Origin of the sequence: Enterobacter sp. AC1, from assembly GCF_050434705.1 — a bacterium.
Lineage (GTDB): Bacteria > Pseudomonadota > Gammaproteobacteria > Enterobacterales > Enterobacteriaceae > Enterobacter > Enterobacter cloacae_L.
Map to the genome: position 1 here is coordinate 118,475 of NZ_JBNDIZ010000008.1, position 22,479 is coordinate 140,953.

A 22,479-nucleotide genomic window follows, 5' to 3' on the forward strand; every position below is an offset into this window, starting at 1 on the left:
TCCTTAAAGCATAGCCAACGCTCTACACGACTCCTGATAAAAATAAGACATATGCGTTTTACTCCATGTAGTACGCAAAAAAAGGGGGTGAAAATCACCCCCTTGTAGTTAACAAATTATTACGCTAGCTGGCGCAGCATGCGGCGCAGCGGTTCTGCCGCGCCCCATAAGAGCTGGTCACCCACGGTGAACGCGGAGAGATACTCCGGCCCCATGTTCAGCTTACGCAGACGGCCAACCGGCGTGGTCAGCGTGCCGGTAACGGCCGCAGGGGTCAGTTCACGCATGGTGATATCGCGATCGTTTGGCACCACTTTCGCCCACGGGTTGTGCGCGGCCAGCAGCTCTTCCACGGTCGGAATAGACACATCTTTTTTCAGTTTAATGGTGAAGGCCTGGCTGTGGCAGCGCAGCGCGCCGATGCGCACGCACAGACCGTCAACCGGAATGGTATTCGCGGTCGCGAGAATTTTGTTGGTCTCTGCCTGACCCTTCCACTCTTCGCGGGTCTGGCCGTTATCCAGCTGTTTGTCGATCCACGGGATCAGCCCACCGGCCAGCGGTACGCCAAAGTTATCCACCGGCAGCTCGCCGCTGCGGGTCAGCTGAGTGACTTTACGCTCGATATCCAGAATCGCGGACGCCGGGTTTGCCAGCTCGGTCGCGACGCTGTTATGCAGCTGGCCCATTTGGGTCAGCAGCTCGCGCATATGACGCGCGCCGCCGCCGGACGCCGCCTGGTACGTCGCCACGGAGACCCACTCCACCAGGTCCTGCGCGAACAGGCCGCCGAGGGACATCAGCATCAGGCTGACGGTACAGTTGCCGCCGACAAAGGTTTTCACGCCGTTGTTCAGGCCATCGGTAATGACGCCCTGGTTAACCGGGTCGAGAATGATGATGGCATCGTCTTTCATACGCAGCGAAGAGGCCGCGTCAATCCAGTAGCCCTGCCAGCCGCTTTCACGCAGCTTTGGATAGATTTCGTTGGTATAATCGCCGCCCTGGCAGGTGACAATAATGTCGAGTGCCTTCAGCGCTTCCAGATCGTAAGCATCCTGCAACGTGCCTGTGGTACCACCAAAGGACGGAGCAGCCTGGCCGAGCTGGGAAGTGGAGAAGAAGACCGGGCGGATAGCGTCGAAATCGCGCTCTTCAACCATGCGTTGCATGAGTACAGAGCCGACCATACCGCGCCAGCCGATAAAACCAACGTTTTTCATAGCATTTTTTTCCTGCAGAGGGTGTGTGCTGTTTGTGCAAGCCAGTATTGAACTGGGATATGCTTCACATTACAAAATGCTGCCAAAGTCGCAAGCGAAATTAATCGATGATTGCCCGGCAATCAGAAATACAGCTAATCATCATAATAACCATAGAGAGTTTCAGGGATAATTTACATGAGTGAAATCATTTCCGCCGCGGTTTTATTGATTCTGATAATGGATCCGCTGGGCAACCTGCCAATCTTCATGTCGGTGCTGAAGCACACCGAGCCGAAGCGCCGCCGGGCGATCATGATCCGCGAGCTGCTTATTGCCCTGCTGGTGATGTTTATCTTCCTGTTTGCGGGTGAAAAAATCCTCGCGTTCCTGAACCTGCGCGCCGAAACCGTGTCGATTTCCGGCGGGATTATTCTGTTCCTGATTGCGATTAAGATGATTTTCCCGAGCGCGGAAGGCAGCAGCAGCGGCCTGCCCGCGGGTGAAGAGCCGTTTATTGTGCCGCTGGCGATTCCCCTCGTTGCCGGGCCGACCATTCTGGCCACGCTGATGCTGCTGTCGCATCAGTATCCGAATCAGATGAGCCATCTGGTGATTGCCCTGCTGATTGCCTGGGGCGGGACATTTATTATCCTGCTGCAGTCGTCGCTGTTCCTGCGCCTGCTCGGGGAGAAAGGGGTAAACGCGCTGGAGCGTCTGATGGGGCTGATTCTGGTGATGATGGCGACGCAGATGTTCCTGGATGGGATCCGGGCGTGGATGAAGGGCTAGGTAAAAGCAAAATGGCCACTGCGTGGCCATTTTTCGTGTTTGTTCCCTCTCCCCGTGGGAGAGGGCCGGGGTGAGGGCATCAGGCCGCAGAGGACTAACCCTTACGAATCAAATACCGGTACGGCAGCGCGTCGGTCTGCTGGGCGACCAGCTCATGCTCCATAAAGGTACAAAAACCGGGGATATCGCGCGTGGTGGCCGGGTCGTCGGCGACGATCAGCAGCGTTTCACCGGTCTGCATGTTGCGCACGGTTTTACGTACCATCATTACCGGTTCCGGGCAGCGAAGGCCCTGGGCATCGAGGGTGTGGTCTGGGCTGGAAAACAGGTCGGTCATGATCTTCTCGGTCAGGTAAAAACGGCTGTAGTTTACGCCCCGTTGCAGTCAATGCAAACCAGGTTAACGATTGCGTAAAAACTAACCATTGCAATGTCCTGTCAAAGCAGTATCATGCTGCGGTTTTTATTGGGTTCCCTCACCCCAACGTATAAAAAGGTCACAATATGACGCAGTTTTCTGAATCGCAGCGCGTAAAAGCGTTGTTCTGGCTTTCCCTTTTTCACCTGCTGGTGATTACCTCCAGTAACTATCTGGTGCAGCTCCCCATCTCCATTTTTGGTTTTCACACCACCTGGGGCGCGTTCAGTTTTCCATTTATTTTCCTCGCCACGGATTTAACCGTACGTATTTTTGGCGCACCGCTGGCCCGCCGCATTATTTTTGCCGTCATGCTTCCGGCGCTGTTTATCTCGTACGTGGTGTCCTCCCTGTTTTATATGGGAAGCTGGCAGGGCTTAGAGGCGTTAACCCACTTCAACCTGTTTGTTGCCCGTATCGCCGCGGCGAGCTTTATGGCCTACGCGCTGGGGCAGATCCTCGACGTACACGTGTTTAACCGCCTGCGTCAAAACCATCGCTGGTGGATGGCGCCCACCGCCTCGACGCTGTTCGGTAACGTGAGCGATACGCTCGCCTTCTTCTTCATCGCCTTCTGGCGCAGCCCGGACGCGTTCATGGCCGAACACTGGATGGAAATCGCGCTGGTGGACTACTGCTTCAAGGTGCTCATCAGCATCGTCTTCTTCCTGCCTATGTACGGCGTGCTGCTGAATATGCTGCTGAAAAGGCTGGCAGATAAATCTGAAATCACGGCATTGCAGGCTGGTTAAGGGTTCGCTTTATCAGTTGTGATAAGATGATCGAATGAGCCGCTATGGCCGTTTATCGAAAGGAAGAAGTCAATGCGCAATCTGGTTAAATATGTCGGGATTGGCCTGCTGGTTGTGGGTCTTGCAGCCTGTGATAACAGCGACACGAAAACGCCTGCTCAGGGCGCATCCGCAGAGAGCAATGCGACCGGTCAGCCGGTGAATCTGATGGATGGCAAACTCAGCTTCTCTCTGCCAGCCGATATGACTGACCAGAGCGGCAAGCTGGGCACCCAGGCGAACAATATGCACGTTTACTCCGACGCAACCGGGCAGAAAGCGGTCATTGTGATTGTGGGCGACGACACCAGCGAAGACCTGGCCGTACTGTCCAAACGTCTGGAAGATCAGCAGCGCGGCCGCGATCCGCAGCTGCAGGTGGTTACCAATAAGTCCATCGAACTGAAAGGCCACACGCTGCAGCAGCTGGACAGCATCATCTCCGCTAAAGGCCAGACCGCCTACTCTTCTGTCGTGCTGGGCAAGGTTGATAACAAACTGCTGACCCTGCAGATCACCCTGCCTGCGGAAAACCAGCAGAAAGCGCAGACGGCTGCTGAAAACATCATTAACACCATCGTGATCCAGTAAGTCTTCACGATGATGACGTGGCCTCCGGTGCCTGCACCGGGGGCCATTTTTTTAGCCGCCACGTCAGCAACAGGGCGATAACCACCATGCCCGCCGCGGCAAGATAGATAACCGGAACCCCTGCCCAGCTCATCACTAGCCCCGCCAGCGGGCCGGTAATCCCTAAAGACATATCCATAAAGACCGTATAGGTTGCCAGCGCCGCCCCCTGGTTCTGCTGCGGCACGGCTTTGACCGCCACCACGCCCAGCGCCGGGAAGACCAGTGAAAAACCCGCCCCCGCGAGGAACACGCCCACTTTCGCGACCCAGGGCACCACGGCGATTCCGGTCAACAGCAGCCCGACAATCTCGAACGCAAAGCAGATCATCGCCACATTCAGCCCGCCCAGACGGTTGATACCGTTAGGGAAAAGTAAACGTGCGCCCACAAACGCGCAGCTGAACAGGGTTAGCGCAAAGGCTGCGCCGTCCCAGCCTTTAGCGTCATAGAACAGGGTAATAAAGGTTGCAATGACACCGAAGCCGGTGGTCGCCAGCGCCAGCGCCATGCCGTACGGCCAGACGCGCCCCAGCACCGCCCGAAACGGCAGCGGCTTGCCCTTGCTGGCCTTCACCTTCGGGCGCGGCAGCGCAAAGAGGATTGCCACAAGCGCGACAGCCATGATGGTGATGGCCAGTCCATACAGGCCGCCAAACGCATAGCAGGCCACGCCGAGCGGCGCACCGAGCGCCATCGCGCCGTAGGTAACAATACCGTTCCAGGAGATCACCCGGCCAATGTGCGGCGCGCCGACTACCCCCACGCCCCACAGCGTTGACCCGGTTCCCGCCAGGCTTTGCCCGATGCCCAGGATGACGCGGCCCAGGCAGAGCAGCACCAGGCTGACCAGCGGCCAGTGGCTGGTTGTGGCAGCCAGCAGGTAGCTCAGACCGCTGAGGAAACAGCCGCACAGCCCGACAACCACGATGCTTTTTGGACCGAACGCGTCCGCGTAGCGCCCGGCATGCGGGCGGCTCAGCAGCGTGGCGAAATACTGCAGGCTAATCACCAGACCCGCCCAGAAGGCGCTAAAGCCCATGACGTCATGGACATAGCCCGGCAAGACCGCCAGCGGCAGGCCAATGGTCAGATAGCTGGCAAAGTTGAAAATAACGACGGAAACGATGCGCAGATTAAGGCGCAGTCCGCTCAGTGCCGGTTCAGCGGCAGGTTCGGGCATGGGGTTCTACCTGATTTTTTGCAACAGTGTTTCACTATTACCACGACGCAATAAGAAAATCAGCACCGACTTTCAGATTAACGGATCCAGACGAAGCGAAGCCCGGGCACTACACTTACCGGGTCATCACACTAAGGAACGCGCATGACTCCTAATCCGTCCGACAAAGCAGGACTACACATCTTATTAAAACTCGCCTGTCTGGTGGTTATCCTTGCGGGTATCCATTCTGCCGCCGACATTATCGTTCAGCTCCTGCTGGCGCTCTTTTTTGCCATTGTGCTTAATCCCCTTGTCACCTGGTTTTTACGCCGGGGCGTCAGCCGACCGGTGGCGATCACCATCGTAGTTATCGTCATGCTGATTGCCCTGACGGCGCTTTTCGGCGTGCTGGCGGCCTCGCTGAGCGAATTCTCCACGATGCTGCCGCAGTACAACAAAGAGCTGACGCGTAAGATCGTGGCGCTGCAGGAGATGGTGCCTTTCCTTAATCTGCATATCTCACCCGAACGAATGCTGCGCCGGATGGATTCAGAGAAAGTCATGACCTACGCCACCACCTTGATGACGGGGCTTTCTGGCGCGATGGCCAGCATTCTGCTGCTGGTCATGACGGTGGTGTTTATGCTGTTCGAAGTGCGCCACGTTCCCTATAAGCTGCGCTTTGCGCTGAATAATCCTCAGATTCACATTGCCGGCTTGCACCGGGCACTGAAGGGCGTGTCCAAATATCTGGCGCTGAAAACGCTCCTGAGCGTATGGACCGGGGTCATTGTCTGGCTGGGGCTGATGCTGATGGACGTGCAGTTCGCGCTGATGTGGGGCGTACTGGCCTTTCTGCTGAACTACGTGCCGAATATTGGCGCGGTGCTCTCTGCCGTACCGCCGATGATTCAGGCGTTTCTGTTTAACGGTTTCTACGAATGCATGCTAGTCGGCGCGCTGTTCCTCGTCGTGCACATGGTGCTGGGCAATATTCTTGAGCCGCGCATGATGGGGCACCGGCTCGGCATGTCGACGCTGGTGGTGTTTTTATCCTTACTGGTTTGGGGATGGCTGCTGGGCCCGGTCGGCATGCTGCTCTCGGTCCCTCTGACCAGCGTGTGTAAGATCTGGATGGAAACCACCAAAGGCGGCAGCAAGCTGGCCATTCTGCTTGGGCCTGGAAGACCTAAGAGCCGGTTGCCAGGGTAAACCTCCTCGTCCTGTTAGCCATTACCGAGGTCAATGGATTATAGTAATGGTTTCGCTGCGCAACTTTGCGGCTCTCTCTGCTATGACTGAAGGCCAGACGTTATATGTACCAGGTTTTTCTGGGAAAAATTTCCTCGCTCAGCACCAATCGCTGGGCTGAAGCGCTCTCCCGACACGCGCCCGAAGGTGACCAGCGCGCGCGCTGGCTGGCGGGCCGCGGGCTGCTCTCGCGTCTGGTAGCCCCAAAGCCACTTCCGGAAATTATTCACAACGAACAGGGAAAACCCCTTTTTGCGGGCGACGTTCCGCTATGGTTCAGCCTTAGCCACTCGCAGGATGACATTGCGTTAATCATCAGTGATGAAGGCAACGTTGGCTGTTCGCTTGAACGTATTCGCCCCCAGGATAACTGGCGTACGCTCGCCAATGCGGTCTTCAGCAACGCCGAGCATGAAGAACTGGAAAAGGAAACGCCAGAGAGCCAGCTTACGGCATTCTGGCGCATCTGGGCGCGGAAGGAAGCGATCGTGAAACAGTGCGGCGGTCACGCGTGGCAAATGGTCAGCATTGATAGTGCAGCCAGCGCATTCCACTCGGTGAGCCACTGCCTGGTTGACTCGTTGAGTCTCGCGGTCTGCACCGCGACGCCCTTCGAGCTCAGGGCCGGGTTGATCCATTCTGCTGACGACGCGCTGGCAGAAAAATCACCAGCACACCCAGAATAATAAACCCGACGCCCACCAGCCCGTGCCAGGAGAAGCGCTCCCACCAGCCTGGCAGCAGGATCGCGGCGCCCCACACCAGAATATAGCTGAGGCTCAGCAGGGCGTACGCTTTGCTGAGCGCCATTCGATGCAGCGCCAGATACCAGCAGCCCATTGAGGCCACGTACCCTATCAACCCCAGCAGCAGCGCGCCGGTGCCGGACGAGAAGTGCCACAGTGCAGAGATAAACACCGGGATATCGTTTACGGACGGCAGTGCCTGCATGGCGCTTCGCAGCAGCAGCTGCGCGGCGCTGACTAACAGCACGCTGCATAATGCCCAGAATGCCCCTTTCACAGGCTTCCTCCCAGCACAATAATCCCAATGATGATAAACCCAACCCCCAGCCAGTGGTGCGGCGCGACGTTCTCACGCCAGAATGCTTTCGCCGCCAGCGTCACCCAGACAAAATTGAGGCTCAACATAGGGTAGGCAATGCCCACGGGCAGGCGTTGCAGCACCACCAGCCAGACCAGCATCCCGCTGCCCAGCGCCAGCAGTGCGAGTCCAAGCCACAGCGCGATATGCGTGCCACGCCGCCCGGCTTTCGCCGGACGGGTGGCTTGCTTCTGGCACAGTTGTCCCGCGCAGCTCAGCAGGCTTGCCAGTATCAGCCAGATCCAGGTCATCACTTCGGCAGATACTGCAGGTAGGCCAGACGACCCTGGATATACACGCTATCCGGTTCTGGCAGATTCGCCCGCGAAAGGTCATCGCGTTTTGACAGCAGGATAACCAGCGATACGCGTCCCTGCTGACGATGCTCCGCCAGCCACTGTGCGAAGTCATCCTTACCGACAAAACGATCTTTAACGTCGGGATAATCCAGCCCGTAACGCAGTTCGCCACTCTGACCAAACAGCGTGATGTCACTGCGCTTCAGCTCCCACGCCAGGCCAGCGGCCAGACCAACGTTATTGGCCAGCACAAATCGGCTCTCCTGAAGCGGCGCGCGCACGGTATCGACCAGCGACTGCGGCTGTTTGGAATCCACCACCAGGTTAGGAATGGCAAAGCCTATCAGCAGCGCCAGGCCCGCAGGACACAAGGCAGCCAGCCACCAGCGCTGCTGGCTCTGCCTGAACGTAAACCAGCCCACCGCGGCCCAGATGAGGAACGCCACCACCGCACAGAAGACTTTATACAGCTCCACCGACGTCCAGACCGGGTGCTTAGTCAGCCCCCACGGCGAAACCACCAGCGCCGCTATCACGCCGATGACGCCGAACGCCAGGTTAATCCCGCCGTTAATGCGCAACGCTCTGGCGCCTTTTTCTGCCGCGAGGCACGCATAGCGTGCCATCAGGATAGCTAGCGGGGCAAAGCACGGCAGGATATAGGTCGGCAGCTTGCCTTTGGCGATGCTGAAGAACAGCAGCGGCATCACCACCCAACCCAGCAGGTAGAACCCGCCACCGGCGTTTTGCCTGTCATTCCAGCCAAAACGAAACGCGCCGGGCAGCAGCGCCAGCCACGGCAGGCTGCCCGCAATCAGGAACGGCAGGTAATACCAGAACGGTGCTTTGTGCTGCGCGTCGCTCTGGGCAAAACGCTGAATATGCTCAACCCAGAAGAAGTAACGCCAGAAATCAGGCTCACGCTGCGCAATGGCCAGCGCCCACGGCAGGACAATCAGCACGCAGCTCAGGATCGCAAGCCAGCCAAATATCAACACCTCTTTCCAGCGCTTCTGGGCAATCACCCACGGCAGCACGCCAATCACCGGTACCGCCAGCGCCAGGAAGCCTTTGGTCATCACCCCCATCCCGCACGCCAGCCCAAGCAGCACATAGCCACCCGCTTTTCCGGCAACGGTTTGGGCCTGTGAGGCCAGCCAGAAGCTGCACATCGCCGCCACCAGCCACAGGGTGATGATGGGATCCAGCACCGCATAGGTCCCAATGCCATACACCAGGAACAGGGTCAGGAAGATAAGGCCGGAGAAAATGGCCGTCCGCTTATCCCGCCAGAGACGCCAGGCCATCCAGATAACCAGCAGCGCCGTTAACCCGGTCGAGAATATGGACCCGGCGCGCACGGCAAGGTTCGTATGCCCAAACAGGAGTTGCCCGATACTGTTGATCCAGTAGCCGGCAATCGGTTTTTCAAAGTAACGCAGCCCCAGAAAATGCGGGACCACCCAGTCTCCGGACGTCAGCATTTCGCGACTGATTTCCGCATAGCGGGTTTCATCAGGCTGCCACAGCAGGCGGATATCGACAGGAATAAGGTAGTAAAGGATAAACAGTGCGAGAAGCGCTAAGCCATAACGGGCTGTTTTCATGGGGCCGAACTCACGGTTTGTTGATAGCCAAGCCAGCCTTCCCGGCCAGCCAGTTCATTACGTACCACTTTACCTACAGGCAGGGTGCTGAGGTCGTCTGGCAGCAGCTCGCTCAACGGACAGAATTCAATGCCCTCCTGAGCGGCCATCGTCAGCAGCGCATCGAAATCATGCTGATACGCAATTCCTTCCACCTCGGCATGGATGGTATAGACCGGCGTACCGGCGTCACGATGGATGCAGTCCAGAATATAGCGATTGAACCCCTCAGCGTTCACCTCGCGCCCGACGACTTCATCCCAGGTAGGAAGCGTAACCGGAATTTGTACCGTACCGTAGCGATTGTCACCTAACAGCGGCAAAAACGGCTCTGTTCCGCGGCAATCGCTGTTGTAGCGAAACGCGAACGCTTCTTTGGCTTTCACGACGCGTTGATCCGCACGCCATCCTGCCACGGCAGAGCAGCGCACCGGCTGACCGGTAATGGCCTCCAGCTCAAGCATTCCGCGCTCGACCTCACGGGACAGGCGCGGGATGTCCCAGACGCCAGCCCAGGCCTGCCAGGCATGGTGATCCCAGGCATGCAGGCCAATCTCATGGTACTGAGCCGCCTCACGGATAACGGCCTCATTACCTGCGCCGATGCGCCTGCCGGGCCATGCGGTGCCGGCCAGCAAAATATCCCAGCCGTAAAGGGATGCTGCGCGCGAGCGCAGCATTTTGAACAGAAACGCCGGTTTAACCAGACGCCATAAATGGCGTCCCATGTTGTCAGGCCCCACGCTGAAGAAAATGCTGGAACGCACGCCGTGCTTGCTCAGCAGTTCCAGCAGTTTGGGTACGCCGTCACGCGTTCCCCTGAAGGTATCGACATCAATGCGTAAACCGACTTTTCTCATGAGGCCTGATCCGAGAGCTCCACGGTGCGAAGGAAGAAATCGAGCGTTTCATCAATGGTCTGCTCCATCTTCACCGTCGGCGTCCAGTTCAGGCAGCGCTTCGCATTGCGAATGCTTGGCTTACGGTGCTCAACGTCCTGATACCCTTTGCCGTAGTAGCTGCTGCTTTCCACTTCGCGGAAACCAGCAAACGGCGGGAACTTATCGCGCAGCGGATGGCGCTCAAAGCTGGCCAGCAGCATCTCTGCTAGCTCGCGAATGCTCGCTTCGTTTTCCGGGTTACCGATGTTGATGATTTCACCGTTGCAGCGGTTATCTTTGTTTTCGATGATGCGGAACAGGGCTTCGATACCATCGCTGATATCGGTAAAGCAGCGTTTCTGCTTACCGCCTTCGATAAGCTTAATAGGAGAGCCTTCTACCAAGTTCAGGATCAGCTGGGTGATGGCGCGGGAGCTACCGATACGCGCCGCGTTCAGGTTATCCAGACGTGGCCCCATCCAGTTGAACGGACGGAACAGGGTAAAGCGCAGCCCTTCTTTCTCGCCGTAGGCCCAAATTACGCGGTCCAGCAGCTGTTTGGAAACAGAGTAAATCCAGCGCTGTTTGTTGATCGGCCCGACCACCAGGTTGGAGGTGTCTTCATCGAAGTTTTTATCGGTACACATGCCATATACTTCAGAGGTGGACGGGAAGATGATGCGCTTGTCGTATTTCACGCAGTCGCGGATGATCTTCAGGTTCTCTTCGAAGTCCAGCTCGAACACGCGCAGCGGATTACGGGTGTATTCGATTGGCGTCGCAATGGCGACCAGCGGCAGCACCACGTCACATTTTTTAATGTGGTACTCGATCCACTCAGAGTGGATGCTGATGTCCCCTTCCACGAAGTGGAAACGCGGGTTGTCGAGGAAACGGCTGATGGCATCCGCGCCAATATCCAGGCCATAGATTTCGTAGTTATCGTCTTTGAGCAGGCGTTCGGTCAGGTGGTTACCGATAAAGCCGTTCACGCCGAGGATCAGCACGCGGGTGCGGCGTTTGATGGCAACCACCGGCGCGCTGGTGATCAGCGCCCCGGCCACCAGGCCCAGAGACTGTGCCAGCTGGGTGCCCTGAACGTACAGGCCGTTATCGGATTGCCCGGTGACGATCTCCAGCGCCTGCTCGCCGCAGCTCACAATCAGCGGGGAGACAGAGACAACGGTGCCCGGTTTAGCGGCCGGGATGTCATCACGCACGCGAGATTTCCAGACGATAAACTTGCTAACGCCCGCAAAGCTGTACGCGCCCGGCCACGGGTCGGTCACGGCACGCACCAGGTTGTGCAGCTGGCGAGCCGGCTTGTTCCAGTCCAGACGGCCATCTTCCGGCGCGCGGCGGCCAAAGCAGCTTGCCTTGCTCTCATCCTGCGCGGTTTCGCTGAAAGTACCGCTGAGGATGGAGGGAAGCGCATCACGCAGCAGCGTCTGCGCCGTCGCATTCAGCTTTTGATGCAGCTGCAGCGCGGTTTCGTCCGCATCAATAGCGACCTTTTGCTGTGCCACGATAGCGCCCGCATCCGCGCGACGCACCATACGGTGCAGCGTCACGCCCGTTTCCGTTTCACCGTTCACCAGCACCCAGTTCAGCGGGGCGCGGCCACGGTAGGCGGGCAGCAAAGAGCCATGGAGATTAAAGGCCCCTTTTGCGGCCAGACCTAAGATCTCGTCGGAAAGCAGGTTGCGATAGTAGAACGAGAAGATCATATCCGGCGCGAGCGCGCGGATGCGCTCCACCCACAGCGGATGGTTGACGTCGTCCGGCGCATATACCGGAATCCCACGCTCGGCGGCGATACGCGCCACGGAGCCGAAAAAGTTATTCTCTCCGGCCGCGTCCGGATGGGTAAAGATTGCAGCAATGTCATAGCCCGCTTCCAGCAGGGCCAGCGTGCCCGTGCACCCCATATCGTGATACGCAAATACGACAGCTTTCATGGGTGAATTTCCTCTTGAGATGCTTTGTGTTCCTGACGGACAACACGTTGAATAAAGTAGCGCGGACGCGCGCGAACATCGTTATAAATTCGGCCAATGTATTCACCGAGGAGCCCCATCCCGACAAACTGGGCGCCGATGAACATAAACAGCACGGCAAACAGCATAAAGACCCCTTCCGCCGCCCACTGCGGGCCAAAGACCAGTCGCAGCACGACCAGCAGGACGGACAGCGCAAACCCGGCCACGGCGATGATGCTGCCGAAAACGCTCAGCAGACGCAGCGGCGTGGTGGTCAGGCAGGTGATAAGGTCGTACATCAGGTTGATGAGACGCATAAAGCTGTACTTCGACTCGCCGTGCTCGCGCTCGGCGTGCAGAACCGGAATTTCCGTTGCCTTACGGGCAAAGGTGTTGGCGAGGATCGGAATAAAGGTGCTGCGTTCATGGCAGTGAAGCATGGCGTCGATAATATGGCGGCGGTAGGCGCGCAGCATGCAGCCGTAATCGCCCATCGCTTTACCGGTTGTACGCTGGATGAGTCGGTTGATGGTCCGCGAAGCCAGCTTACGGAACAGACTGTCCTGACGGTTTTGACGCACCGTGCCGACCACGTCGTAGCCTTCATCGGCTTTGGCTACCAGGCGCGGGATCTCTTCCGGCGGGTTTTGCAGGTCAGCGTCCAGGGTGATGACCAGATCGCCCGTGACGTGGCTAAAGCCCGCCATAATCGCCGAGTGTTGGCCGTAGTTACGGTTGAGCAGCACCGCAACAATATGGCTGCCTTCAGCCTGTGCGGCTTCGGTTAGCATCAGCGCGGAATTATCGCTACTGCCGTCATCTACCAGCAGAATTTCGTAAGCCTTGCCCATCGTGTCGCAGGCGGCCGTTGTGCGGCGGATCAGTTCGGGCAGGCTCTCCTGCTCGTTATAAACCGGGATGACCACGGAAACTTTTTGTACGGGCGGTGCACTGAACATATCAATGTCCTGCAAGCTGATGGAGTGCGGTAATGACGCGGGTTGTGTCGTCATGAGTCATATCCGGGAAAAGAGGGAGAGAACAAATACGCGCGCTATTCCATTCAGAATTCGGGAGCGATACATCTGGAAAACGCTCGCGGTAGTATTTTTGCGTGTGGGCCGCGCGGAAATGGAGGCCGGTGCCGATGCCTTTCTCTTTCAGGGCCGCCATCAGGCTGTCGCGGGAAATCCCGCAGCGCGCTTCATCCACGCGAATAATAAACAGGTGCCAGGCGTGAACGTGCGGCCATGACGGAATAGTCAGCGGCTGGAACGGCGTATCGGCAAGCTCACGCAGGTAGCGTTCAGCAATGTCCTGGCGGCGCTTGTTGGCCTCTTTCAGTTTGCCCAGCTGCACCAGCGCCAGCGCGGCATTGATATCCGCCAGGTTGTATTTATAGCCCGGTGCGATCACTTCCGCCTGCGGCGCACGGCCGTGCGTCTGGCGGTCATAGGCATCCACGCCCAGACCATGGAATTTCAGACTGCGGATGCGCGCAGCAAGCTCGGCATTATCCGTAACCACTAAGCCGCCTTCTGCGCAGGTCATATTTTTAATGGCGTGGAAGGAGAAAATCGCCGTCCCTTTCCAGCCCACATGACGGTTCTTGTAATACGTTCCGGCGGCATGGGCCGCATCTTCAATTACCGGAATACCGTGACGTTCCCCAATGGCATGGATAGCGTCAATTTCACACGGCGCGCCAGCGTAATGAACGGGAATAATGGCTTTGGTACGTGGCGTAATAGCGGCTTCAACGGCTTGTGGCGTCACCATCAACGTATCTTTATCCACATCAATCATGACCGGCGTTGCGCCCAGCAAAACGATCATATTTAGCGTGGAAACCCAGGTTTGCGAGGGGGTAATGACTTCATCGCCCGGGCCAATATCCAGCGCCATCAGCGTAACGTGCATTCCCGCGGTGGCTGAACAGACGGCAATCGCGTGTTGATTCCCGGTAAGTTGACAGAATGCCTCTTCAAGTTCCTGATTCTTAGGCCCCGTGGTGATCCAGCCCGACATCAAAACGTCCTGAATGGCCGCAATTTCCTCAGCGCCCATCGACGGTCGCGAAAAAGGCAGAAAATCACTCATTATTAATTTCCTTGCAATAAAAATGGCACGTTTTTGATATTAACCAAATGCCAGCCCGTTTATTTCAACGAACCATAAACTCGTCTCAAAGTAGCTTTCTTTTCTTAGGAAAAAATTAAGACTGTATTTACAACGTTATAAAACAACTAGCAGTTACTTTAAAAACAACAAGTTAAATTAATATGAATTTTTTTTAATGTGATCGTCAGCAACATTTTGAAATGGATTGATTTAAACCAACCATAAACAAACAAAAAAAAACCCGGCTATTCCAAAATAGTATGGAATAGCCGGGAACTTTTCTTTTTAGTTAATTGTCGCGCTTATTTTAAGTTATCTGGAAAGTTTTTTGGTAACTCGCTGGCCGCGCAGGCGATTACGCTTTCATTATTTGCACCGCAGTCGCGTACAAAGGTGATCGTCGCAAATTCATCAATGACCTCCGTTGGATACGCGGGGCCTGCATCGCGATAGCTGTTCATCAGCGGAATGTGATCGTTCTGGAAGCAGACGGTTTTTTCCGGGTTGTTCATGACCCAACGCGGGAAGAAGATGGTGCCGTGGAACAGTTTGTCGCCCAGGTTCACGATCAGGCTGACGTCGGTACCGGTTGGCTCGGTCCAGGAAATTTTATAGATGCTTTCCCCTACCCGCACGATGTAAGCCTGCTGATCTTTCACCCAACGGTTGGCCACAAGACCGCTGTGAATACGGTAATCAAGCGTGGTCTCATTTTTTACATAAATCTCGTAGTTCCAGCCATTGTCATATGTATAAACAAGGTGTTTGCCAACGAAGCCGCTTAAGTCATGTTTGTCGAAGGTGTTCATAAGATGTCTCCTTTGTTTTGATGAGACGATCGTACCCCTTCAAAAAATGAATGAATAGCGCTATGTTTTAATCAAATTCATCCAAATTTTAGATAAATTATGCTTAAGACGACCCTTGAACAATGGTCTTTACTGGCAAAAGTGGTTGAGGCGGGCAGCTTCGCCAAAGCCGCGGAAGAGACCCACCGCAGCCAGTCCTCGGTCAGCTATAACCTGTCGCTGCTGCAGGAGCGGCTCGGCGTGGCGCTGCTGGTACCGGAGGGGCGACGAGCAGTGTTAACGCCTGCCGGGGAGCTCCTTCTCAGCCAGGTTAAACCGCTGCTGAAGGCGTTTTCGTACGTCGAGACGCGCGCCGGGACCCTTCGCAACGGGATGCGCACGCGGCTGGATCTGGTGGTAGACACGGTTTTCCCGCGTCGACGCCTGTTTGCCATTCTGCGTCAGTTCCAGCAGCGGTATCCGCAAACCCAGGTGCGTCTCACCGAAGTGCTGGAAACGTCCCGCGCCGATGCCATTAATGACGAAGCCGACGTGATGGTCTTAACCCGCCGCCAGGACGTGACCGGCCTCGGCGAATGGCTGATGAATATCGACTTTGTTGCCGTGGCGCATCACCAGCATCCCCTCTTTCAGCTCGACGCGCCGCTTAACGACGACATGCTGCGCCCGTGGCCGCTTATCCAGATTGCGGACAACCAGACTGCCGCGCGCGCGGCCGGCGAGTCGTGGACGTTTTCCACCATCGATGCCGCCATTGAAGCCGTCGTCTCTCAGGTCGGGTATGGCTGGCTGCCGGAGGAACGCATCCAGACCCTGCTGGATCAAGGCGTGCTGAAGCGGCTGCCGCTGAGCCACGGTGCGCGCAGGGCAACGCCGCTTCACCTCATCGTTAAGCGCTCCCTCGCCCCGCTGGATGAGCAGGTTGAGGCGCTGTTGCGGCTTTTTAGCCAGGAGCCCTCATCCTCACCTGCTACGCTTTAAGGTCCGAGCGTTAAAATGATAAGGAGCAGATGATGAAAATCGACTTTGCGGGAAAAGTGGCGCTGGTGACCGCCTCAACCGGCGGGATCGGCTTCGCCATTGCCAGAGGTCTGGCAGAGAGCGGTGCGGAAGTGATCGTCAATGGCCGCAGCACGGAATCGGTGAATAAGGGCATTCAACAGCTCCAGCAGGTGGTGCCCGGCGTGCAGGTGCGTGCCGCGATTGCCGATCTTGGTACGGCCGAAGGGGTCGAGTCGCTTCTGAAGGTTGCGAATAACGTCGATATTCTGGTCAACAACGCCGGGATTTACGGTCCGCAGGATTTCTATGCCACCGACGATGAAACCTGGGAACGTTACTGGCAGACCAACGTGATGTCCGGCGTACGCCTCTCCCGCGCCCTGCTGCCGGGCATGGTGCAGAAAGGCTGGGGACGCGTGGTGTTTATCTCCTCCGAGTCGGCCTGCAATATCCCGGCGGATATGATCCACTACGGCGTGACCAAAACGGCGCAGCTCTCGCTGGCGCGCGGGCTGGCGAAGTTCGTGGCGGGAAGCGGGGTGACGGTCAACAGCGTATTGCCGGGGCCAACGATGTCTGACGGTTTCGCGGAAATGATGAAGGATGAAATTGAAAAAACCGGCAAATCACTGGAGCAGCTGGCGAAAGAATTTGTGATGGCCAACCGCCCCAGCTCGGTTATCCAGCGCGCGGCTACGGTTGAAGAGGTGGCCAATATGGTGATTTATGTCTGTTCAACTCAGGCCTCCGCCACCTCGGGCGCGGCGTTGCGCGTCGATGGCGGCGTCGTGGATGACATCATCTGATCCGTCAGGCTGCAGCGCCTGCTATACGGCGGGCGGTGATGAAGTGTTCCTGCCATTAGCTGTCAGTCAGGGTTGAAACCGTTACGCCCTGGCTGCTTGAGGCATGAATAAACTGGCTATCACCAATATAAACGCCGACGTGCTTGCGGTTCGGACCGGTCTGGAAGAAGACCAGGTCTCCGGGCCTCAGGCGGTATTGTGCCACCTGCACACCGCGATGGATCTGCTCGCTCGTCGTGCGCGGTAAATCAAGATGCGCCGCATCGCTGAACAGATGCTGCATGAGCGCGGAACAGTCCACCCCACGTTGCGTGGTCCCGCCCCACCGGTACTGGGTTCCTTTCCATTTCTGGTATTGGTCAAGAATTCGGGAGCGTAGCGGACCCGTTTCCTGGTGCACCAGAGCAGACTTCGCCGGGGATGCCGCCAGCTCGCTGTTCATCGATAACATCGACGCAGGCAGTTGAAAACTTAATGCAGAGAACGAAGCAAAACTTAACGAGAGGATTGAAATAAGCGATCTAAGAGTCATATCAACACAGAAGCAGTGAGTGAGTTTTTCCTTACCGTTGGGGGCCAAAGGTTCCCCGAAAAATCTTTCAATGTGGCGATAATATAGACAGTTCATTTTTCACCCAATCTTTATCGGGTCTGTTTTTGGACTGCTTCGCCAGGGCGCAAGATTGAGAAAAAAACGCGCAGGGTATAAGGACTGTGGCGCTAAAGCAGGTAAACTAATGAGCAGAATGTGTATTTCAGCTAAGACGTATTTATGACCAACATGATTGCCGACGAGACGGTGGCGAAATCCAACGTGCTCTCTGTCTTTGACTTTGACGGGACATTAACGCACCACGACAGCTTTATCCCTTTCCTGCGTTTTGCCTTTGGTAAACGTTACTTCGCGGGTCGTCTGGTGCGTATGGCGCTGCCCACGCTCCACTGCGTGCGTCGCAAGCTGACGCGCGATGAGCTGAAGGAAGTGCTGATTAAAACGTTCCTGACGGGCGTGGATGAACACTGGCTACGCCAGCAGGCGGAGGCGTTTTGCGAAAAATACTGGGGCAAGCTGATGCGTCCGGAGGGCGTAATGGCCGTCGCCGCAGAGGTGAATTCCGGTGCGGAAGTGACCATCTGCTCCGCGTCGCCTGCGCTGGTGCTTCAGCCGTGGGCCGACAAGCTGGGCATTAAGCTGATTGGCACGCAGCTGGAAGTGAAAGACGGCAAGCTGACGGGGCGCATTACCGGCCATAACTGCCGCTGCGCCCAGAAAGTGGCCAGGCTGGAAAAAGTGTATGGCGATCTGAACGCTTATCACCTGCGCGCCTGGGGAGACACCCGTGGCGACCACGAACTGCTGGCAGCCGCGCAGGATCCGCACTGGCGGCATTTCCATCACCCGCGCAAGCGCCGGAATTCGCCGATTAAGGGTTAGGTGCCCTCACCCCGGCCCTCTCCCACAGGGAGAGGGAGAAAAGCCAGGTATCAGGCCTCGCGTTTCCCAGGGAACATCACGCTCGCAATAATCCCCAGCGCCAGCACGCCGAGCACGACAAACAGGCTTGCCGTGGCGCCAATGTTGTAACCGTGATGCCAGAAGTGATCGGTGGCATTTAATCCCAGCTTGAACGCCACGAAGAACAGCAGCAGCACGACGGCTTTTTCGAGGTGCACCAGATAATGCTTCAGCGCTTCCAGAACGAAGTAGAGCGTACGCAGGCCGAGAATGGCGAACATCATGGCGCTGTAGATAATCAGTGGCTCGCGGCTCACGGCAATAATGGCCGGCACGGAGTCAAACGCGAACATCACATCAGAGAGTTCGACGACGGCCACGCAAAGCAGGAGTGGCGTCGCATAGCGCTTCGCCTTCTTAACGCGTCCCACCGTCACGTCCCGGTTTTCCGGTTTTTCGAGCTCCGCATCCACCTCTTTCTGCGTCAGAATAAAGGCATTGCTGCTGATTTTCGGCCAGACAGGATAGAAGCGCTTCACCAGGCGATAAGCGAGATGACCCGAGTAATCTTCCACTTCGTCACTCTCTTCATTGCGTTTGAGCATCATCACCGCCGTCCAGCCGACGACCAGCGCGAAGATCACTTCAACATAAGGCCCCAGACTCAACAGGCTTGTCCCGATCGCCACAAAGATACCGCGGAACACTATCGCACCCAGCACGCCCCAATAGAGCACGCGGTGGCGATACTTATCCGGCACGCCAAACCAGGCAAAAATCGCCATCATCACAAACAGGTTATCGACGGAAAGCACCTCTTCCAGCGCGTAGCCGGTGAGGAACAGGCTCGCCATCTCTGCGCCGTGGTGAACATACAGGAACCCGGCGAACGCCATTGCCATCATGACCCAAAAGAGGGACCACATCGCGGCGCTTTTCAGCGAGATCGGTTTATCATGACGATGCATAAAGAGGTCGATAAACATCGCCCCAACGGCCATCACGACAAAGACAACAACGGTTTCAGTCGGGAAACCGAGATGAGCAGCAGACATACAAAACCCTTTTGGCAGACAAAACACAACACCATGCAAACTGGCGTAAACCAGGAACAGAAAAGGGTGGACTGTTAATCAGCCTTTTCACCCTCAAAGCCGCAGCCCTGTCGGCTGCGTAAAGAGGAGTGTACTTTACCTTACCAGGCGGGGATCGCGCATCTGCCGTTTAGGCGCTCATGCCACGCAAACGCTGCAGTACCGCCACCAGAACCGCCACAGACCAGCCGACCATCAACGCGCCCACCAGCCCTTCCACCCCGCCGATAAGCCGCCAGTGCTGGGGTAACGTGACATCGCCGTATCCCACCGTGGCGTAGCTCACCAGCGAAAAGTAGAAACTGGTGTTCCAGTCCTTAAACGCGTCAATGCCAAAATAAAACGCAGCAAACAGCCCGGCCTCAAGGAGATGGGCGAAGATCATGGAGATAACGATGCCGACGTTACGTAACACGATGCGGACCGCAGAATCGACTTCTAACGTAATGAATTTCAATACCCCAAACATCCACAGCGAATGAATCACCACGGTGAGGGTTAGCAAAATAATAATACTGAGTAGCTGCATGACGCGTGCTCTGACCAAAAGGGATATGGCCCCGCGAACGCGGCGGGGCATCTGGTCGAAGCTTAGTTGAGTGGAGAGGAAAAGTTAGTGCAATAATTGCGTTGCGTGATTATTCCCTTAACAGAGTGTCCTGTTTTCGGGGCTGGGCAACAGCTCTGAGCAATATATACGGAGCGCACTATCTGTGAGTCACCTCTTATTTACATCATTTAAACCTTCCATTAACTGGATAAAAATAACGCGCCGTCGCTATAGTGGTTTTGTTTAATAAAACATAGTTGTACCTGATAAAACCAAGAACAAACCCTGCGAGGACACAATGACAGAACATTTACGTAACGGCGCTACCGCCACCGAGGACATAGAAAGAGAGACGATGCGGAAGGTGATCTGGCGTATTCTCCCGTTTCTGATTGTCAGTTACCTGGTCTCCATTATCGATCGCGGGAATATCGGCATGGCTTCGTTGCAGATGAATGAGGACCTCGGCCTCAGCAAAGCCGCGTTTGGCTTCGCCAGTAGCCTCTATTTCGTGGCCTACTTTCTGTTTGAGGTACCGAGCAATCTGGCGATGCAGAAAGTGGGTGCCCGGCTGTGGATCCCCCGCATTATGATCAGCTGGGGCATTGTGTCCATGTGTATGTCACTGGTACAGAACACCACCTCTCTCTATATCGTACGTTTTTTGCTGGGTGCCGCAGAGGCGGGATTCTTTCCGGGCGTCGTGCTGTATTTGACCTGGTGGATCCCGTCGCGCTATCGCGCACGCATTATTGCCTCATTCATGGTCGCGATCCCGCTGGCTAACTTTATTGGCTCTCCGCTGTCTGGCGTAATTCTGTCACTGGATGGCTGGCTGGGCCTGCGCGGCTGGCACCTACTGTTTATCATTGAAGGCTTGCCGGCTGTGCTGCTGGGTATTGCCGCATGGTTTATTCTCCGCGACCGCCCTCATCAGGCAAACTGGCTCAGCGGCGAGCAGAAACACTGGCTGGAAACGACGCTCGAGAGTGAACGTCAGCAGCATAAAAGTATCGGTCACCAGACGACATGGCAGCTGCTGAAGCATCGTCAAATCTGGCTGATGGCGCTGATCTACGCGGGCGCATCTTCAGCGGGTACAACGATCAGCGTCTGGTCTCCTCAGCTGCTCAAAACGTTCCATCTCAATAATCTGGAGACAGGTCTGTTTAACGCCATCCCCTATGGCCTGGCCTCTGTCCTCATGATTGTCTGGGGACGGAGTTCTGACCGGACCAACGAACGCCGCTGGCATACCGCGCTGACGCTTTTCATGATTGCTGCGGGCGTAATTGCCGCGTTCGTGAGTGTATCGCTGTTCGCCACGATTGTGATCCTCAGTATCATTCTGATCGGTGCTTATTCAATGAAGGGACCGTTCTGGGCGTTGGCATCGGGCTGGATGAGCAGCACCTCAGCCGCCGCTGGCCTCGCCGCGATTGGGGCCATCGCCAACCTTATTGGCGGCGCGGTGATGGTCAATGCTTACGGCATTATTAATGAGCATACGGGCAGCAGTACCCTGGCCATGCTTCCTCTGGCCGGGCTATGCGTAGCGGGTGGTATCGCGGTGCTGGTGATGGGGCGTCAGGCGCGCAACGCAGGACTACATAAAAAGCAGGTTACGAACTAGTCAAAACCAGAGCGGGACGCCTGTCCCGCTTTGCTCGTCAGGCGTTCTCTTCCGCCGTATCGCTCGTTTCACCATAAAACTGCGAGCAAAAGGCTTTACTCGCCCCCATTTTCTGCGACAGACGGCTGGCAGTCGCCTTCATCAACGGACCTATCTCCTTATCACGGCGCTCTTCCGTCAGCCGTGAGATGGGGCCAGTCAGGGCTAACGCCGCAACTAGCTTGTCGTGAACGCCGAAGACAGGCATCGCAAACGCAGCGGTGTGGGGATCGCGTGCGCCTGACGTGTAGAGAGGAAGTTCAGCTTCTCCCTCCGGCAGGCTCTCATTGAGCCCCCAATGGCGCAATACCTTACTGATGGCCGAATTATCGAGCGGGAACTGGCTGCCGGGAAGATTACTGTGTCGCAGGCCATGCGATGCTTCAGCGCGAAACAGGCAAAGGCGCTGCCCTCCCTCCAGCACATACCAGCTTGCGCTCTCCTGAGAAGCCAGGGATAAGGCCTGAAGTTCTGGCTGAACCACCCTGGAAAGATGGAAAGATTGTTCATACAGCTTGCCGAGGTAAAGCAGACGTGGGCCAAGCGCATAATTGCCGTCCTCATGCCTGACGACATAGTTCATCCGTTCAAGAGAATTCATCAAGCGGTATACCGTGGTTTTGTGGTAACCCGATAGCTGCGCCAGCGCGGTCAGCGTCAGGCTCTCATCCCCAGGACGGAAGCAATCCAGTAAAGCCAGCGCTTTTTCAACCGCTACAACGCCTTCATTCCCCATCTTTATCTCCTTGTTAGCCCGGCAGTGAGTGTACCTCAAATTTTGTGAGTCACTTCGTGTTTACATCACAAACGC

The 22,479-nt window shown here is 56.5% G+C and carries 24 protein-coding genes; 9 read left to right on the forward strand and 15 right to left on the reverse strand.

Going from position 1 to position 22,479, the window contains the following annotated elements:
* Nucleotides 1-119: 119 nt before the first annotated feature.
* Nucleotides 120-1,223, reverse strand: a complete 1,104-nt coding sequence (gene asd / locus M2433_RS20065; protein ID WP_429056411.1) for an aspartate-semialdehyde dehydrogenase — start codon at nucleotides 1,221-1,223, stop codon at nucleotides 120-122.
* A 177-nt stretch (nucleotides 1,224-1,400) separates the two neighbouring features.
* Between asd and yhgN the strand changes: the two genes are divergently transcribed.
* On the forward strand, nucleotides 1,401-1,994 hold the full coding sequence (gene yhgN / locus M2433_RS20070; RefSeq protein WP_003861574.1) for an NAAT family transporter YhgN: 594 nt from the start codon (nucleotides 1,401-1,403) through the stop codon (nucleotides 1,992-1,994).
* A 94-nt stretch (nucleotides 1,995-2,088) separates the two neighbouring features.
* Here yhgN and tusA read toward each other — a convergent pair whose 3' ends face one another.
* Nucleotides 2,089-2,331 (reverse strand): sulfurtransferase TusA, encoded by a 243-nt coding sequence (gene tusA, locus M2433_RS20075; RefSeq protein ID WP_025759645.1) that lies wholly within the window; start codon nucleotides 2,329-2,331, stop codon nucleotides 2,089-2,091.
* A gap of 167 nt (nucleotides 2,332-2,498) precedes the next feature.
* Here tusA and M2433_RS20080 point away from each other — a divergent pair, with 167 nt between their 5' ends.
* Nucleotides 2,499-3,164, forward strand: a complete 666-nt coding sequence (locus M2433_RS20080) for a 7-cyano-7-deazaguanine/7-aminomethyl-7-deazaguanine transporter (RefSeq protein WP_248103720.1) — start codon at nucleotides 2,499-2,501, stop codon at nucleotides 3,162-3,164.
* 72 nt (nucleotides 3,165-3,236) lie between these two features.
* Nucleotides 3,237-3,794, forward strand: a complete 558-nt coding sequence (locus tag M2433_RS20085) for a DcrB family lipoprotein (protein ID WP_047345722.1) — start codon at nucleotides 3,237-3,239, stop codon at nucleotides 3,792-3,794.
* 4 nt (nucleotides 3,795-3,798) lie between these two features.
* On the opposite strand, the gene M2433_RS20090 is transcribed toward M2433_RS20085, so the two are convergent.
* On the reverse strand, nucleotides 3,799-5,016 hold the full coding sequence (locus tag M2433_RS20090) for an MFS transporter (RefSeq protein WP_429056406.1): 1,218 nt from the start codon (nucleotides 5,014-5,016) through the stop codon (nucleotides 3,799-3,801).
* A gap of 144 nt (nucleotides 5,017-5,160) precedes the next feature.
* Here M2433_RS20090 and M2433_RS20095 point away from each other — a divergent pair, with 144 nt between their 5' ends.
* Both M2433_RS20095 and acpT read left to right on the forward strand, forming a co-directional pair.
* Nucleotides 5,161-6,210, forward strand: coding sequence for an AI-2E family transporter (locus M2433_RS20095; protein ID WP_047345720.1), 1,050 nt, complete (start codon nucleotides 5,161-5,163; stop codon nucleotides 6,208-6,210).
* Between the two features lie 104 nt (nucleotides 6,211-6,314).
* Nucleotides 6,315-6,935, forward strand: coding sequence for a 4'-phosphopantetheinyl transferase AcpT (gene acpT, locus M2433_RS20100; protein ID WP_429056403.1), 621 nt, complete (start codon nucleotides 6,315-6,317; stop codon nucleotides 6,933-6,935).
* On the opposite strand, the gene arnF is transcribed toward acpT, so the two are convergent.
* From arnF to M2433_RS20140, 8 genes are all read right to left on the reverse strand, one after another.
* Nucleotides 6,868-7,272, reverse strand: a complete 405-nt coding sequence (gene arnF, locus M2433_RS20105; protein ID WP_429056400.1) for a 4-amino-4-deoxy-L-arabinose-phosphoundecaprenol flippase subunit ArnF — start codon at nucleotides 7,270-7,272, stop codon at nucleotides 6,868-6,870. The two genes, acpT and arnF, sit on opposite strands and share 68 nt — an antisense overlap.
* Nucleotides 7,269-7,604, reverse strand: a complete 336-nt coding sequence (gene arnE / locus M2433_RS20110) for a 4-amino-4-deoxy-L-arabinose-phosphoundecaprenol flippase subunit ArnE (RefSeq protein WP_429056861.1) — start codon at nucleotides 7,602-7,604, stop codon at nucleotides 7,269-7,271. The genes arnF and arnE overlap by 4 nt, the downstream gene beginning before the upstream one ends.
* Nucleotides 7,604-9,259 carry a lipid IV(A) 4-amino-4-deoxy-L-arabinosyltransferase gene (arnT, locus tag M2433_RS20115; RefSeq protein ID WP_429056397.1) on the reverse strand — a complete coding sequence of 552 codons (1,656 nt, stop codon included), beginning with the start codon at nucleotides 9,257-9,259 and terminating at the stop codon, nucleotides 7,604-7,606. The genes arnE and arnT overlap by 1 nt, the downstream gene beginning before the upstream one ends.
* Nucleotides 9,256-10,158: a 4-deoxy-4-formamido-L-arabinose-phosphoundecaprenol deformylase gene (arnD, locus tag M2433_RS20120; RefSeq protein WP_429056395.1), complete on the reverse strand. Its 903-nt coding sequence runs from the start codon at nucleotides 10,156-10,158 to the stop codon at nucleotides 9,256-9,258. Before arnD ends, arnT begins: the two co-directional genes overlap by 4 nt.
* Nucleotides 10,155-12,137 carry a bifunctional UDP-4-amino-4-deoxy-L-arabinose formyltransferase/UDP-glucuronic acid oxidase ArnA gene (gene arnA, locus M2433_RS20125; protein ID WP_429056392.1) on the reverse strand — a complete coding sequence of 661 codons (1,983 nt, stop codon included), beginning with the start codon at nucleotides 12,135-12,137 and terminating at the stop codon, nucleotides 10,155-10,157. Before arnA ends, arnD begins: the two co-directional genes overlap by 4 nt.
* Nucleotides 12,134-13,117 carry an undecaprenyl-phosphate 4-deoxy-4-formamido-L-arabinose transferase gene (arnC, locus tag M2433_RS20130; protein WP_059311425.1) on the reverse strand — a complete coding sequence of 328 codons (984 nt, stop codon included), beginning with the start codon at nucleotides 13,115-13,117 and terminating at the stop codon, nucleotides 12,134-12,136. The genes arnA and arnC overlap by 4 nt, the downstream gene beginning before the upstream one ends.
* A gap of 1 nt (nucleotide 13,118) precedes the next feature.
* Nucleotides 13,119-14,258 (reverse strand): UDP-4-amino-4-deoxy-L-arabinose aminotransferase, encoded by a 1,140-nt coding sequence (arnB, locus tag M2433_RS20135; protein WP_047345697.1) that lies wholly within the window; start codon nucleotides 14,256-14,258, stop codon nucleotides 13,119-13,121.
* A gap of 323 nt (nucleotides 14,259-14,581) precedes the next feature.
* The gene (locus M2433_RS20140; protein WP_028014722.1) at nucleotides 14,582-15,088 is read right to left on the reverse strand and encodes a phenolic acid decarboxylase; all 507 of its coding nucleotides are present in this window, start codon (nucleotides 15,086-15,088) and stop codon (nucleotides 14,582-14,584) included.
* A gap of 99 nt (nucleotides 15,089-15,187) precedes the next feature.
* Between M2433_RS20140 and M2433_RS20145 the strand changes: the two genes are divergently transcribed.
* Nucleotides 15,188-16,069: a LysR family transcriptional regulator gene (locus M2433_RS20145; protein ID WP_429056390.1), complete on the forward strand. Its 882-nt coding sequence runs from the start codon at nucleotides 15,188-15,190 to the stop codon at nucleotides 16,067-16,069.
* A gap of 32 nt (nucleotides 16,070-16,101) precedes the next feature.
* The gene (locus M2433_RS20150; RefSeq protein ID WP_047345694.1) at nucleotides 16,102-16,896 is read left to right on the forward strand and encodes an SDR family NAD(P)-dependent oxidoreductase; all 795 of its coding nucleotides are present in this window, start codon (nucleotides 16,102-16,104) and stop codon (nucleotides 16,894-16,896) included.
* A gap of 55 nt (nucleotides 16,897-16,951) precedes the next feature.
* Here the strand turns inward: M2433_RS20150 and M2433_RS20155 are convergent, their stop codons facing one another.
* Nucleotides 16,952-17,428, reverse strand: coding sequence for an NlpC/P60 family protein (locus M2433_RS20155; protein WP_429056387.1), 477 nt, complete (start codon nucleotides 17,426-17,428; stop codon nucleotides 16,952-16,954).
* 240 nt (nucleotides 17,429-17,668) lie between these two features.
* On the opposite strand from M2433_RS20155, the gene M2433_RS20160 reads away from it, so the two are divergent.
* A complete protein-coding gene (locus tag M2433_RS20160; protein ID WP_429056385.1) occupies nucleotides 17,669-18,331 on the forward strand; it encodes an HAD family hydrolase in 663 nt (220 codons plus the stop codon).
* A 50-nt stretch (nucleotides 18,332-18,381) separates the two neighbouring features.
* On the opposite strand, the gene M2433_RS20165 is transcribed toward M2433_RS20160, so the two are convergent.
* Nucleotides 18,382-19,407, reverse strand: coding sequence for a TerC/Alx family metal homeostasis membrane protein (locus M2433_RS20165; RefSeq protein ID WP_429056383.1), 1,026 nt, complete (start codon nucleotides 19,405-19,407; stop codon nucleotides 18,382-18,384).
* Nucleotides 19,408-19,576: 169 nt separating this feature from the next.
* Nucleotides 19,577-19,975 carry a potassium channel family protein gene (locus M2433_RS20170; RefSeq protein ID WP_429056380.1) on the reverse strand — a complete coding sequence of 133 codons (399 nt, stop codon included), beginning with the start codon at nucleotides 19,973-19,975 and terminating at the stop codon, nucleotides 19,577-19,579.
* 319 nt (nucleotides 19,976-20,294) lie between these two features.
* On the opposite strand from M2433_RS20170, the gene M2433_RS20175 reads away from it, so the two are divergent.
* Nucleotides 20,295-21,629, forward strand: a complete 1,335-nt coding sequence (locus tag M2433_RS20175) for an MFS transporter (RefSeq protein ID WP_047345690.1) — start codon at nucleotides 20,295-20,297, stop codon at nucleotides 21,627-21,629.
* 37 nt (nucleotides 21,630-21,666) lie between these two features.
* Here M2433_RS20175 and M2433_RS20180 read toward each other — a convergent pair whose 3' ends face one another.
* Nucleotides 21,667-22,404, reverse strand: a complete 738-nt coding sequence (locus tag M2433_RS20180) for an IclR family transcriptional regulator (RefSeq protein WP_429056377.1) — start codon at nucleotides 22,402-22,404, stop codon at nucleotides 21,667-21,669.
* Nucleotides 22,405-22,479 lie beyond the last annotated feature (75 nt).

Bases quoted from the DNA above. Each gene is read 5' to 3' on its own strand.
- M2433_RS20155 (WP_429056387.1), bottom strand. From the start codon at position 17,428: ATGACTCTTAGATCGCTTATTTCAATCCTCTCGTTAAGTTTTGCTTCG.
- M2433_RS20175 (WP_047345690.1), top strand. From the start codon at position 20,295: ATGACAGAACATTTACGTAACGGCGCTACCGCCACCGAGGACATAGAA.
- arnB (WP_047345697.1), bottom strand. From the start codon at position 14,258: ATGAGTGATTTTCTGCCTTTTTCGCGACCGTCGATGGGCGCTGAGGAA.
- arnD (WP_429056395.1), bottom strand. From the start codon at position 10,158: ATGAGAAAAGTCGGTTTACGCATTGATGTCGATACCTTCAGGGGAACG.
- arnT (WP_429056397.1), bottom strand. From the start codon at position 9,259: ATGAAAACAGCCCGTTATGGCTTAGCGCTTCTCGCACTGTTTATCCTT.
- arnE (WP_429056861.1), bottom strand. From the start codon at position 7,604: ATGACCTGGATCTGGCTGATACTGGCAAGCCTGCTGAGCTGCGCGGGA.
- arnC (WP_059311425.1), bottom strand. From the start codon at position 13,117: ATGTTCAGTGCACCGCCCGTACAAAAAGTTTCCGTGGTCATCCCGGTT.
- M2433_RS20085 (WP_047345722.1), top strand. From the start codon at position 3,237: ATGCGCAATCTGGTTAAATATGTCGGGATTGGCCTGCTGGTTGTGGGT.
- acpT (WP_429056403.1), top strand. From the start codon at position 6,315: ATGTACCAGGTTTTTCTGGGAAAAATTTCCTCGCTCAGCACCAATCGC.
- arnA (WP_429056392.1), bottom strand. From the start codon at position 12,137: ATGAAAGCTGTCGTATTTGCGTATCACGATATGGGGTGCACGGGCACG.
- M2433_RS20140 (WP_028014722.1), bottom strand. From the start codon at position 15,088: ATGAACACCTTCGACAAACATGACTTAAGCGGCTTCGTTGGCAAACAC.
- M2433_RS20165 (WP_429056383.1), bottom strand. From the start codon at position 19,407: ATGTCTGCTGCTCATCTCGGTTTCCCGACTGAAACCGTTGTTGTCTTT.
- M2433_RS20080 (WP_248103720.1), top strand. From the start codon at position 2,499: ATGACGCAGTTTTCTGAATCGCAGCGCGTAAAAGCGTTGTTCTGGCTT.
- M2433_RS20170 (WP_429056380.1), bottom strand. From the start codon at position 19,975: ATGCAGCTACTCAGTATTATTATTTTGCTAACCCTCACCGTGGTGATT.
- M2433_RS20095 (WP_047345720.1), top strand. From the start codon at position 5,161: ATGACTCCTAATCCGTCCGACAAAGCAGGACTACACATCTTATTAAAA.
- yhgN (WP_003861574.1), top strand. From the start codon at position 1,401: ATGAGTGAAATCATTTCCGCCGCGGTTTTATTGATTCTGATAATGGAT.
- asd (WP_429056411.1), bottom strand. From the start codon at position 1,223: ATGAAAAACGTTGGTTTTATCGGCTGGCGCGGTATGGTCGGCTCTGTA.
- M2433_RS20160 (WP_429056385.1), top strand. From the start codon at position 17,669: ATGACCAACATGATTGCCGACGAGACGGTGGCGAAATCCAACGTGCTC.
- tusA (WP_025759645.1), bottom strand. From the start codon at position 2,331: ATGACCGACCTGTTTTCCAGCCCAGACCACACCCTCGATGCCCAGGGC.
- M2433_RS20145 (WP_429056390.1), top strand. From the start codon at position 15,188: ATGCTTAAGACGACCCTTGAACAATGGTCTTTACTGGCAAAAGTGGTT.
- M2433_RS20150 (WP_047345694.1), top strand. From the start codon at position 16,102: ATGAAAATCGACTTTGCGGGAAAAGTGGCGCTGGTGACCGCCTCAACC.
- M2433_RS20090 (WP_429056406.1), bottom strand. From the start codon at position 5,016: ATGCCCGAACCTGCCGCTGAACCGGCACTGAGCGGACTGCGCCTTAAT.
- M2433_RS20180 (WP_429056377.1), bottom strand. From the start codon at position 22,404: ATGGGGAATGAAGGCGTTGTAGCGGTTGAAAAAGCGCTGGCTTTACTG.